Origin of the sequence: Enterococcus sp. B2E4 (genome assembly GCF_030499455.1) — a bacterium.
Taxonomy (GTDB): domain Bacteria; phylum Bacillota; class Bacilli; order Lactobacillales; family Enterococcaceae; genus Enterococcus_D; species Enterococcus_D casseliflavus.
In genome coordinates this window covers 156,425-169,050 of the sequence record NZ_JAUKPK010000014.1, presented here as the reverse complement: position 1 = coordinate 169,050, position 12,626 = coordinate 156,425, and the positions used below count along the sequence as shown (strand labels likewise).

The window sequence follows — 12,626 nt, the reverse complement described above, 5'->3', positions numbered from 1 at the left end:
GTTTATTCGCCCACTTTCTTCAAAAGTTTATTTTGGATAAAGGTGACGAGCAAAATAATGATGAACAAGATCACGGTTGCCGCCATTGCAATCCCCGGACGTCCGGCGATATGGAATTTGTCATATATATAAAAGACTGCCGTGGTTGCACTGCGGGCGATCCCTGGCTGTCCGCCAAACAAGGCATATACTTGAGTATAGACTTTAAAGGCACTGATCAGATTGACCGTTAACAAGAAGGCAAAGGTTGGGATCAACTGCGGAAAGGTGATTTTCCGAAAAATCTCGCCATCGGTGGCGCCAAACATTTTTGCGATTTTGTAGTGTTCTTTGTCGATGTTGCGCATTCCTGCCAACAAGATAATAATGTTGAAGGCGAGGCTCGTCCAAACGCCAAAGATGATCAAGGTCGTCATACTCATATTGACATTATCCAGCCAGTTGACTGGTGGAATGCCGACAAGACTCAACAAATAGTTGATGATCCCGTAAGAGCCATTGAAAAAGTAGCGAAACACGATCCCGATGGCAATCGTACTCGTGACATAAGGCATAAAAAAGATCGTTTCAAAAAAACTTTTGTATTTGACTTTTTCAAAAATGATCCACGCAATCGCTAAAGAAAGGATCAACGCGATCGGTACGACCGCAAAAGCAAAGAGCGCCGTATTTTGCAGTGCTCGAAAGAAGACTGGGTCCGTTAAAACCCTTTGATAGTTCTCAAGCCCAGCATACTGTTGGTTAATCAAGGTTCCTTTTTGGAAACTCATGATGAAGGAACGAAACAGCGGATATACACTGAATAAGAAAATAATGACCAATGAAGGCAGTAAAAACAGCCATGCTTTCGGTTGGTTCTCAGGGTTATAATTTTTTTTGAACATTAGTAGACCCGCTCTCCTTTTTCATCAAAGATAAAGGCTTTTTTGTAATGAAAATCAAATGACACTTGCGCGCCTTCTTCAATGATTTCTTCAATACTAACGATCGATTTCATATGTTTGTCAGCCAGATCAAAGTTCAAGATTCGTTCTCGTCCGATCAGCTCCACACTCTTGACTTCCGTTTGGAACAAACCTGCTTGCAAGGTGGTCAGCACATCTTCTGGACGAATGCCTAACGTGTATTGGCCGTCTGTTAATGGTTTCTTGAAGCGAAGGTCAGTAAAACGGTCAACTGGTACAGTGAAGGCAGGATGGATCATTTGGCCATCTTTGACTTCTACTGGCAAGATGTTGATGATTGGATTACCGATGAATTTCGCTACAAAAAGATTGTTTGGTTCTAAGTAAAGGTTTTGCGGATCATCATTTTGTTGAATGATCCCCTCGTTCATCAAGATGATCTTATCACTGATAGAAAGAGCTTCTTCTTGGTCATGGGTCACGAAGATCGTGGTGATGCCCACTTCTTTGACTAACCGACGGATCTCTTCACGGATCTTCAAGCGCAAACGGGCATCTAAATTACTTAATGGTTCATCCAGTAGTAAGACTTCTGGACTTTGCACCAAGGCACGCGTGATCGCTACCCGTTGCTGCTGTCCGCCAGAAAGGGTTCCTGGTTTTTTCTGACTTAACTCTTCAATATTGGTCAGTTTCATGAACTTTTCAGCAATTTTCTGTGCTTCGTTTTTCTTGATCTTTTTCTCTCCGACTGTCAGTGGAAACATGACATTTTCTAACACAGTCATATGGGGATAAAGGGCATAATTCTGAAAAACAAACCCGATATTGCGGTCTTTTGGCTCGGTCTTAACAACGGAAGAACCATTAAAGCGGATATCACCATCGGTGGGACTCAACAACCCCGCGATCAAATTCAATATCGTCGATTTCCCACAACCACTTGGTCCCAACAAACAAACCAAATCGCCTTTTTCTATTGTAAAATCTACTGCTTTCAAGGCTTCAAACTTATTATCGAAAACCTTCTTCAACCCGACTACTTCTATCAAAACTGCCCCTCCATTTTCTCTTTTTCCTCCGAATAGTTGACTGGCATTTCAAGTCACAAAAAAAACGAACTCTTGATGTTTCGGTCAAACGCTCAAAGAAATTCGATTTTAATCATAACAAACGAATGTTTTTATTCGATACCATTATTGTAAATGTTTTGTAAAAATCATTGGGAATTATGAAAGGATTTTTAATTAATTTACCTTTTAATGAGAAAACAATGAGCCAAACAACGCAGTTTCTAGCCAGTAAACACGAACATTTTAACGTTTTTAGAAAATTTTCATGAAAAACGGGTAAAAATTATCAATCCTTTAGTATCCATTGATGTTAACACTATTTTTACGCGACTTTTTGTCCAAAAGCACCTTTAGTAATTGTTTACTAAGACCATCAGTATTTCTTCTTTTAAAATAACAAAAAAAGGATGATTATTTAAAAAACAATCATCCTTTTTCATTCTATCCTTCGCCTCAGTCACCCGTCAGCGTCAGCAATTTCGTTGAAACTTGCTCAAGAAAATAACGGTCGTGTTCAATGATTAGCATAGAAGGCTCCACCAAATGGATCACTTCCTCTAATTGCTTCTGATTGAAGACGTCCAAATAATTTAGCGGTTCATCCCAGATAAACAATTCTGCTGGTGTCGCTAATGATTTGGCTAGTTCCACGCGTTTACGCTGCCCCATGCTCATTTGCTGGATCGGCGTTTGAAAGACAGCTCTTTCCAAGCCAAGCTTTTTTAAGTTATTTAGCAGATCTTGATAATTCAAGCCATGCTCTTGGGCAAATTCTGTCAGCATCCCACAGTTGTCCTCGTAGTTTTGTCGGACATAACTGATGGTGATTCCATGGGCTGTTTTGATCGTCCCTGTCTGCTGTCCATCGAAAGTACCTAAAATACTCGCAATCAAACTGGACTTGCCAGATCCGTTGGCCCCTTGAATCCCCAAGCGCTCTTTTTGACGGATCGCAAACGTCAGCGGTTTAAACAAAGGCTTCTCATAGCCGAGCTGAAAATGCTCTGCTTCCAGCAACACATCATGATGGCTAACAAGCGGAGTCATTTTCAGAGGATCAATCCACTCAATGCCTTTTAACAACGCAGACTTGTCTTGAATTTGATCTTCCATCCGTTTAACGATCGCTTTCGAGCGCTTCATGGTCCGTGCCGCTCGGGCACCGATCGCCCCCGTATCATAGATTGCCCCGCTGCCTTTTTTGGTCGGCGACCCTAATTTGTCCCGTTCGCGTCCTCGGGACCACTCCGCTTTCTCGGCTGCCGTCTGCTTCAAACGACCGATTTCTTTTTTCAACTTGCTGTTTTGTTCTTGCTCATACGCATCTTTTTGCTGCTTTTGCAGCTCATAGACTGAATAATTCCCTTTGTACAACACCAAGCGGCTTTTTTCGATCGCCAATACATGATCGACGACTTCATCGACAAACTGTCGATCATGGCTCACAACAATAAACCCGTTTTTTTGCTGCAAATAGCGGGCAACATGTTCGCGAGCAGTCACATCCAAATGGTTGGTTGGTTCATCGATCAAAGGAAAATTCTCTTCATCAACGAACAACCGCGCCAACAGGACTTTCGTTTGCTCTCCGCCAGATAAAGTGGCAAAGGGCCGCCAAAGAACTTCTGGATCAAGCTGCAGCAGGTTCAATTCCCGTTCCAAACGCCACTGCTCAAATTCGCCAGATTCCTGTAAAACAAAAAGCGTCAGTTGCTTATCGTCAGCGACAGGTAAGGGAAAATAAACGAATTGCTGCTCATGGGTGATCGAGCCGCTATAAGGCAATTCATTGAGCAGCAGACGCAGCAAGGTCGTTTTGCCGCGACCATTTCTGCCAATCAACCCTAATTTCCATTGTGTATCAAGGTTCAAGTTGGCATCCTCAAAAAGCAACCGTTCTTGGCTGTCAAAGCCAAAAGTTAAATGATTAATACTGATATTCGACATAAATATACCTCGTCTCTATTCACGGAATAGAGTAGACCTAAAGCTATTTTCAGAATCAGTTTTTAGAGGTACACAAAAAGATCCCCCATCGAAAAAGTCAACCAATCCTGAAAATCTGCAGACTATCCCCTTGGAGGAACAGTTTCATGCAGCTTTCAACAAATTGGTTAATTTTTCAATGGAGGATCCCTCATTTCGTTTAATAGTACCCTAAGTATAGCATTGATCGGCAAAAAAGCGCAAGTTCAGTACCCCCTGCTGCTTTTCCTTTATATTTTATTCACAAACTAAACCCGTTATCGCTGGAAACGTTTCATTAAAAAACACTTGAAACACAAAAAAACCATCAGGTTGGTTAGTCCTGATGGCAAAAGGAGTAAAATGAAAAATAAAAAGGTTGTTGGTTGTGAATTCATTATACCTCCGATAAAAAAACTTTACATGTGAAAAACATAACAGTTAAATTAAATAACTCTTGTTTAACTTGAATGTTTATCATTTTTTTAACAATAAAGCCGTCATCCGTTGAATGGCAAAAGAAATTTCGTCGGTTGCTTCATCTTGCTTGGCTTCTGCCGCATCAAAGGCTTCTTGGTCGATTTTGTTATCGAGACTCAAAATCATCTCATCACAGCCAGCAACATATTTCATATACGCCCGTTCGAATTTTTTATGGATCCCCATCACATTCGCTGGGGGACGCAATTTGCTGATTTTTTCCAGCATCAAGCGGTATTTGTCCGTGCCTTCTTTAAAAATTCTGGTAATCTCAGCTAGCCGCTCAGGTGTTACCTCGGCTTCTTTCTTCTCGTCGATCGCTTTGCGGATCTCTTCATAATTGGGATTCATTTTCTCCCCGATCGCTTCTGTTTCTTTGACAAGATCGTTGATTGTTTGTACATAAAAACCTAAGTTTGGTCGCACAGTGGGTCCCCTACTTTCTTTGTTATTATCTCCTATTTTACCGTTTCTTACTGCAAATGAAAAGGTCAAGTAACAGCCGCAGGGTTTATCGAAAATAAGCCAGCAAAAAATGGCCTGCTGCCCAGGGAGAAGGACAGCAGACCATTGATTGTTTTTCCGTTTATTTTTGGCTTATTTGCGTCCCATTGCTCGTTGGATCGCTTTGACGATCTCAACGACTGGAATGATCGCAAAGGAGGCGCCTAAAACGATGCCCCATTGATACAAGTCAAGGTGTGCAACACGGAAGATATCATTTAATCCTGGCACGATGAAGATCACCAGCATCAACGCAAAGGACAATAGGATCGCCCAGTTGAAGGCTTTGTTTCTAAATGCCCCTACTTTAAAGAGCGACTGATGGATCGATTTGACGTTGAAGGCATGGAACAACTGCATCAATCCTAACGTGGCAAAGGCCATCGTTAAGGCATCAGCATGGATCGCATCGTACGTATTGTGAACGGGCCATTGGATCGCTGACCAATAAACGAACAGCACGGTTGCCGCTTCTAAGATCCCTTGGTAGATGATACTGCTCATCACACCACCAGAGAAGAAGTTGGAACTGCGTCCCCGCGGTGCATGTTTCATTAGATCTTTTTCAGCAGGCTCCATTCCTAAAGCAATTGCTGGGAAGGTATCCGTTACTAGGTTGATCCAAAGCAAGTGGATCGGCAATAGCGAGTCCCAACCCCACAAGGTTGCTAAGAACAAGGTCAAAACTTCCCCTAGGTTAGCGGCTAGCAAGTATTGAATCGCTTTTTGAATATTGGAGAAGACTTTTCGTCCTTCTTCCACTGCTACGACGATCGTAGCAAAGTTGTCATCTGCTAGGACCATATCGGAAGCACCTTTAGAAACTTCGGTACCTGTGATCCCCATGCCGACACCAATATCGGCTTGCTTCAGTGATGGTGCATCGTTGACCCCGTCACCAGTCATGGCAACGACTTTGCCTTCTTGTTGCCAAGCTTTGACGATCCGAACTTTATGTTCAGGCGATACCCGTGCATAGACTGAGTAGTTCGCTACCTTTTGGGCAAACTCTTCTTCGCTCATTTTATTGAGTTCAGCGCCAGTCAAGACGGCATCATCATCGCCCGGTTTGATAATCCCTAAACGTCCCGCAATGGCTTCAGCTGTATCGCGGTGGTCTCCGGTGATCATGATTGGACGAATCCCAGCTTCTTTGGCTAAACGTACTGCATCGGCTGCTTCTGCCCGTTCTGGGTCGATCATTCCGACTAAGCCAGCAAAGACCAAATCATTTTCGACGATTTCTGATTCTAAGTTTTCTGGTACTTGGTCTACATATTTGTAGGCCATCCCCAATACCCGCAGTGCTTGTTTTGCCATATCGGTATTGTTGAATAAGATTTTTTCTTTTTCTTCATTGGTCATCGGCAGCTCTTGGCCGTCCAATAGTACTTTTGAGGTTCTGCCTAGCAAGACATCTGGTGCGCCTTTGACAGCAACTAAATAGCGGCCGTCTTCTTGTTGGTGGATCGTACTCATAAGTTTTCGGTCAGAATCAAATGGCAGATCTGCTACCCGTGGTTCTTGATTGACAAGATCTCGCACATGGAATCCTTGATCCATCCCGAATTGCACCAATGCGGTCTCAGTCGGATCACCGATCAAGTTGCCTTCTTCACCAAATTTTGTATCATTGGCAAAGTTCATGACTTTTAATGCCATGTTGTCTAACGGAATATCTTCTGAAGCAGCATGTTGCTTGTCATTGACATACAATTTTTCCACGGTCATTTGATTCAACGTCAACGTACCAGTTTTATCAGAAGCGATAATATCGGTTGCCCCAAGGGTTTCAACCGCTGGCAATTTACGGATCACTGCATTTCGTTTCGCCATTACTTGCGTACCTAAGGCTAAGATGATCGTTACGATCGCTGGCAGCCCTTCTGGGATCGCCGCTACTGCTAATGAGATCGAAGTCAATAGCATGTCGACCCATGACGTATTGTTAAAGATCGTTCCAACGAAGAACATGATCACTGCAATGATAATGATGGCGATCGTCAGGAATTTTCCTAGTTCATTTAAGTTACGCTTCAATGGTGTTTCGGTTTCTTGGGCGCTAGCCAGCATACCAGCGATTTTCCCAACTTCAGTTCCCATCCCTGTATTGACCACGACCCCTTTGCCGCGGCCATAGGTCACATTACTGTTTGAATAGGCCATATTGACGCGATCGCCGATCCCGACATCCGTCCCTTCGATGACGGTCAATTCTTTTTCGACTGGTACGGACTCACCGGTCAAAGCAGCTTCTTCAATTTTTAAAGAACTTGCTTCTAAAAGGCGTAAATCTGCCGGTACGACATCGCCAGCTTCTAATAGGACAATATCCCCCGGCACCAATTCATCGCTCTTGATGGTGACGGTATGACCATTACGCAACACATTGGCATTTGGTGTAGACATTTCTCTTAGTGCTTCGATCGCCTGCTCCGCCTTCGCCTCTTGAACGACACCCATGATCGCGTTGATAATGACAACTGCTAAAATAATAATTGAGTCCACGACTTCATGGGAAACGACTGCTGAGATAATCGCCGCCGCTAGCAAAACAATGATCATTAAATCTTTGAATTGTTCAAAGAATTTTTGTACCATCGATTTCTTTTTGCCTTCTTCTAATTCGTTGGGACCGTACTCAGATAAGCGTTTTTGTGCTTCATCGTTCGTTAATCCATTGGCATCTGTTTGCATTTCTTCCAGAACATGCTGCGCTTCTTGCGCATAAAACGCCTGCGATAGCTGTTCCTTTTTGTTTTCTTCTGACATGTTTCTCCTCCTTTTATATTTACTCTTCCTTTATTGTACATGATATGAAAAAAAATAGACTTATGTATGCACTGTCTAAGCATACATAAGTCTCACTGTTTAAGACAGCACCAGAAATTTCTTTCAGGATGGTGATACTGCCGCAGATGAAATCCGCCAATTACTCCCTCATGTTCATGTCAATAACCTACATTATACAAAAACTTTTCAGGTCTGGCAATTTTATTTTTGCTGAAACTAGCAGAAGGATTTCTCCTAAGAATCAGGCGATGATCGAGCCGTTTGGCATGCCTTTTGGTGCTTCCACGATTTGCAGACGACCGTCATTGTCTTCTGCTGAAAGGATCATTCCTTGGCTGACTTGTCCCCGCATTTTCCGCGGTTTCAAGTTAGCAACGATCACGACTTTTTTACCGATCAAATCTTGCGGTTCTGGATAAAATTCAGCGATCCCCGATAAAATTTGACGATCTTGATCATCTCCCGCAGCTAAGCGGAATTGCAGCAGCTTGTCGGCGCCTTTGACTTTTTGACAGTCAACGACTTCTGCCACTTTTAATTCGATCTTGTCGAAGTCTTCGTATTTGATCTCAGCTTTTTCAGATTGCAATGTGGTTTCTTCTGGATTCCATTTGACTGTTTCTTCTGGACTTTGCGTCCCTTCAGCCATTTTCTTTTGGATGTAGGCTACTTCTGTTTCAAGTTCCAAACGAGGGAAAATCGGTGTGCCTTTGGCAACGACTTTCGTGCCGCTTGGAAATTCACCAAAGCGTAAATCTTTCAGATCCATGGCAACAGAAGCCAGTCCTAATTGTTGGAAAATATTGGCTGGTGTTTCTGTCATCACCGGTTGCAATAAGATCGCAACGATGCGTAAGCTTTCCGCTAAATGAACCATTACACTGTTTAATTCAGCACGCTTTTCTTCTTCTTTGGCTAATACCCATGGTTGAGTTTCGTCAATGTATTTGTTGGCACGGGAGATCAACGTCCATACTTCTGACAATGCCGTACTGAATTCCATTTTATCCATGGCTTCATGGTAACGACCAACAACATTGGCAGCAGTCGTTGACAGCTCGCTATCAAAAGGCGTCACTTTTGAGGCATAATCTGGCACTAAGCCATCACAATATTTATTGATCATAGCGATCGTCCGATTCAGCAGGTTGCCTAAGTCATTGGCTAGATCGTAGTTCAAACGAGAAACGAAATCTTCTGGTGTAAACACACCATCGCTACCAAAAGGAACCGCCCGTAAGAGATAATAACGCAACGCATCTAAGCTGTAGCGCTCCACTAACATTTCTGGATAAACGACATTGCCTTTAGATTTCGACATCTTGCCGTCTTTCATCATCAACCAGCCATGGCCAAAGATTTTTTTCGGTAATGGCAAGTCTAATGCCATCAGCATGATTGGCCAATAGATCGTATGGAAACGCACGATTTCTTTCCCAACCATATGCACGTCAGCTGGCCAGTATTTTTGGAATAAGGAATCGTCGTCTGAGCCATAGCCCAATGCCGTAATATAGTTGGATAACGCATCGATCCACACATACACCACGTGTTCAGGGCTAGCAGTGACTGGGATGCCCCATTTAAAGGTCGTTCTGGAAACAGCCAGGTCTTCTAACCCTGGTTTGATGAAATTATTCAGCATTTCATTTTTACGTGATTCTGGTTGAATGAACTCTGGGTGCTCATCATAGTATTCAACCAAACGATCGGCATATTTGCTCATGCGGAAGAAATAAGAAGATTCCTTCACCAATTCTACCTCATGACCGCTTGGCGCTTTACCGCCGATGACTTTGCCCTCTTCATCTCGGTAAACTTCTGCTAATTGCGTTTCAGTAAAGTATTCTTCATCAGAAACGGAATACCACCCTTCATATTCACCAAGATAGATATCTCCTTGATCAAGCAATTGCTGGAAGATTTTTTGAACGGCTTTTTTATGGTAATCATCCGTTGTGCGGATAAATTTATCGTAACTGATGTCTAGTGTGTTCCATAGTTTCTTGACGTCAGCTGCCATTTTATCGACGTATTCTTGCGGATCTACGCCAAGTTCTTCTGCTTTTTTCTCAATTTTTTGACCGTGCTCATCGACACCCGTCAAATAAAAGACATCAAAGCCCATCAATCGTTTGTATCGTGCTACCGCATCACAAGCGATCGTCGTGTAAGAATTCCCGATATGCAGTTTGCCGCTTGGATAATAAATTGGCGTCGTAATATAGAATGTTTCTTTTTCAGCCATGGACGCAAGTCCTCCTTTTCACTAGTAAAGTGTATACTTAGGTAGTATACAGTTCGCAACCCAAAAATGCTATAATTTTAATCAAAAAAGCGCATAAACTAAGACCTTTTTCCATGGTTTACAAGGAACAAAGGAATCGTTTTGGTCCTTAACACGCAGCAAATAAACCAGCAGATTTGAGCATTTCTTTTCTACTAGTTATCATAGCGCAGATAGCCGTTCACTTCAATGTTCTAGGGGAAGAATCTGATCCTGACAACGAATCTCTTAGGAAATAAAGGTGTTTTATCTCTCTTTGATTAACAGGTGCTTCTTTTGCTATAATGAGGAAGACTTCACTTATAGAAAGGAACGCTATGACTCGAAAAAACAAACAGCATTTTTTGCTTTTAACTGTGCTTTCTGTGGGACACTTGCTTTTTTCAACCACAAGTTACCCCTTTTTGTTTGCGTACTTCAATAGCCATGATTATGCTGCGCTCTTTGCAACAGCGATGGCAGTCCTCCGTGTGCTTTTTTTGCTCTGGATCGCTCTTTGGGGCTATTCAGCACTCAAAGAACACCCGCCGTCTTCTTGGCTTTATCTCGCATTATTTTTCCTTAATTTGATCGTTCCTTATTTTTTCCGTTAAGGAAAACCGTCGCGTTCAGCTACTTACTTTATCTAAGGCAGGAGAAACCAATGAAAGAATTTACCTCAAAATCAGCTGAAAAACACTACTATGAAAAAGAAGCGTCAGAAGCAGAGTTTCTTACATGGTATCAGGCGCAAGATCAGCCGAAATACGAGAAACCTTCCGTAACCGTCGATATGGTTTTGATGTGTTACAACAAAGAAGAAGAACAATTAAAAATTGCGCTGATCCAAAGAAAAGGCCACCCTTTCCGTAATTCTTGGGCATTGCCGGGAGGCTTCGTCAATCCCAATGAATCGACGGGGCAAAGTGTGATCCGTGAGACGCAAGAAGAGATCGGGGTCACCATCTCCAAGCAAAACATCGAACAGCTGCATACCTTCAGCACCCCAGATCGCGATCCTCGCGGTTGGGTGATCACCGTCAGCTATTTGGCTTTTATCGGTGAAGAACCCTTAAGTGCCGGTGACGATGCGAACCAAGTACGCTGGTTCTCTTTAGAAAGAAAAGCCAATCAAATTTATTTGACCAGCGGCGAGATCGAGATCATTCTTGACCTAGTGACTGGCGCCTCTGTTGGAAAAGATACGTTGGCTTTTGACCACAGCGCGATCATCCTCAAAGCTTTCAAACGGGTTGCCAACAAGATGGAACACGAGCCACAAGTGCTGCTCGTGTTAGGCAAAGACTTTACGATCACGGAAGCCCGTAAAGTATTCGCCAAGTTTTTAGGGATCGATTTTAAAATGATCGATCATTCCAACTTCAAAAAATCCATGCTCCAATATTTTACGGAAGTTGGCGAAAAGCCCGTCGGCATCGGGCGTCCCTCAAAGATCTATCGCTTAAATGACGCATTTTTAGGTGACAAAATGTAAAAAAATACAACCCCCTGTCAGACCGTAGTTTGGCAGGGGGGTGCTGGTTAATCATAATTAGTGAACGTGGTTCCTAGAAACAAAAATCAGAAAGATTTTTTCTATACCCTAGGCGATCCCTGGCGTTCCTTCCAGTTCAAGCGGCTCAGCTGCTCATTTCGTTTGAGAGCCGTTCTAGCTTCTGTTGGTCCTGCATATCCAACGTGACAAAACGCAGTTCTTTGCCGTACCACTGCGCTTTGTACTGGATTTTGCGAACGAATTGATGCCAATCACTGATGCTGTAATGACCAGCTTTTAAAACCGTATCTTCTGCGATTTGTTCCAAATAGATTGTATCGTACTGTTTTACGAGATGGTAGCTGACTTGATCGATGAATTCCCGCTTTTGACAGCAGTGAAAACGATAAAGGCGAGCGACCTTTCCTTTTAGCTTCTGATAATTTCGCGCCTGGGTCAAAAGGATTTTCTTCCGTTTGACCGCCGTCGCTTTCACCTGAAGTTTGCGTTCTGCTCGCGTCAGCTTTTGCTTCGTTTGGATGGCATGCTCACAGGTGATGGGTATCGGCTGGTTGGCTTTGACCAACTGCTGCGGATCATAAACAACAGCGACAGAGGCTTGCTGCTTCGGCAATGGCGGGATCTCTTCCAAACAAAGGATTGAGATGTAAAACTCTTCGTTGTTTTTTGCTGAGATCGTTGCCGATTTGATCTTCCCTTTGATCGCCCGATGCTTTTTTACGGGAACCAATGTTTTAAGCTTTGGCAGCTTGATTTGATCGTCTTCAAAATAAATGGTGTGCTGCTGATTATTGGTGGTATACGATTGCCAGATACTTTTTTTGGTTTTCATTTTTGGAAAGCCAGCCCGCTTTTGAAAGTAATTTCGAAACGCTCGGTCCAGATTCCGTTGTGCATTCGCCAATGCCAAACTATCGGTCTCCTTCAAAAAAGGATACTCCTTTTTTAGTTTGGCTGGCGTCAACCCTTGCTTTGCTTCATTGTTGGCCAGCTCCTCCATCTTTGCCTCCAGCAGTTGATTGTACGTAAAACGTACACAGCCGAAGGTTTCGATGAAAAACTGTTTTTGCTGTCCATTAGGATAGATCCGAAATTTGTATGCTTTTAAAACACCCAGTTTCATC

8 protein-coding genes and 1 pseudogene are annotated in these 12,626 nt (G+C 43.1%); 2 read left to right on the top strand and 7 right to left on the bottom strand.

Annotated elements, in window-relative coordinates; all coding sequences use genetic code 11:
• Nucleotides 1–2: 2 nt before the first annotated feature.
• The 6 genes from Q1X33_RS11310 to metG all read right to left on the bottom strand — a co-directional run bounded on the left by Q1X33_RS11310 (nucleotide 3) and on the right by metG (nucleotide 9,968).
• The gene (locus Q1X33_RS11310; RefSeq protein ID WP_005228014.1) at nucleotides 3–884 is read right to left on the bottom strand and encodes a carbohydrate ABC transporter permease; all 882 of its coding nucleotides are present in this window, start codon (nucleotides 882–884) and stop codon (nucleotides 3–5) included.
• Nucleotides 884–1,957 carry an ABC transporter ATP-binding protein gene (locus Q1X33_RS11305; protein ID WP_005228012.1) on the bottom strand — a complete coding sequence of 358 codons (1,074 nt, stop codon included), beginning with the start codon at nucleotides 1,955–1,957 and terminating at the stop codon, nucleotides 884–886. The genes Q1X33_RS11310 and Q1X33_RS11305 overlap by 1 nt, the downstream gene beginning before the upstream one ends.
• 474 nt (nucleotides 1,958–2,431) lie before the next feature.
• A complete protein-coding gene (gene abc-f / locus Q1X33_RS11300; protein WP_005228010.1) occupies nucleotides 2,432–3,925 on the bottom strand; it encodes a ribosomal protection-like ABC-F family protein in 1,494 nt (497 codons plus the stop codon).
• A gap of 495 nt (nucleotides 3,926–4,420) precedes the next feature.
• On the bottom strand, nucleotides 4,421–4,849 hold the full coding sequence (locus Q1X33_RS11295) for a hypothetical protein (RefSeq protein ID WP_005228008.1): 429 nt from the start codon (nucleotides 4,847–4,849) through the stop codon (nucleotides 4,421–4,423).
• 171 nt (nucleotides 4,850–5,020) lie between these two features.
• Nucleotides 5,021–7,699: a cation-translocating P-type ATPase gene (locus Q1X33_RS11290; protein WP_005228006.1), complete on the bottom strand. Its 2,679-nt coding sequence runs from the start codon at nucleotides 7,697–7,699 to the stop codon at nucleotides 5,021–5,023.
• Nucleotides 7,700–7,961: 262 nt separating this feature from the next.
• Nucleotides 7,962–9,968 (bottom strand): methionine--tRNA ligase, encoded by a 2,007-nt coding sequence (metG, locus tag Q1X33_RS11285; protein ID WP_005228005.1) that lies wholly within the window; start codon nucleotides 9,966–9,968, stop codon nucleotides 7,962–7,964.
• A gap of 356 nt (nucleotides 9,969–10,324) precedes the next feature.
• On the opposite strand from metG, the gene Q1X33_RS11280 reads away from it, so the two are divergent.
• Together Q1X33_RS11280 and Q1X33_RS11275 are read left to right on the top strand one after the other, a co-directional pair.
• Nucleotides 10,325–10,600 (top strand): hypothetical protein, encoded by a 276-nt coding sequence (locus Q1X33_RS11280; RefSeq protein WP_005228003.1) that lies wholly within the window; start codon nucleotides 10,325–10,327, stop codon nucleotides 10,598–10,600.
• 50 nt (nucleotides 10,601–10,650) lie between these two features.
• Complete coding sequence (locus tag Q1X33_RS11275) at nucleotides 10,651–11,481, top strand: NUDIX hydrolase (RefSeq protein ID WP_005228002.1); 831 nt, start codon at nucleotides 10,651–10,653, stop codon at nucleotides 11,479–11,481.
• 101 nt (nucleotides 11,482–11,582) lie between these two features.
• Here the strand turns inward: Q1X33_RS11275 and Q1X33_RS11270 are convergent.
• Nucleotides 11,583–12,625: pseudogene (locus Q1X33_RS11270) on the bottom strand (RNA-guided endonuclease TnpB family protein).
• Nucleotide 12,626: the final 1 nt, after the last annotated feature.

Bases quoted from the DNA above. Each gene is read 5' to 3' on its own strand.
- abc-f (WP_005228010.1), bottom strand. From the start codon at position 3,925: ATGTCGAATATCAGTATTAATCATTTAACTTTTGGCTTTGACAGCCAA.
- Q1X33_RS11310 (WP_005228014.1), bottom strand. From the start codon at position 884: ATGTTCAAAAAAAATTATAACCCTGAGAACCAACCGAAAGCATGGCTG.
- Q1X33_RS11290 (WP_005228006.1), bottom strand. From the start codon at position 7,699: ATGTCAGAAGAAAACAAAAAGGAACAGCTATCGCAGGCGTTTTATGCG.
- Q1X33_RS11275 (WP_005228002.1), top strand. From the start codon at position 10,651: ATGAAAGAATTTACCTCAAAATCAGCTGAAAAACACTACTATGAAAAA.
- Q1X33_RS11280 (WP_005228003.1), top strand. From the start codon at position 10,325: ATGACTCGAAAAAACAAACAGCATTTTTTGCTTTTAACTGTGCTTTCT.
- metG (WP_005228005.1), bottom strand. From the start codon at position 9,968: ATGGCTGAAAAAGAAACATTCTATATTACGACGCCAATTTATTATCCA.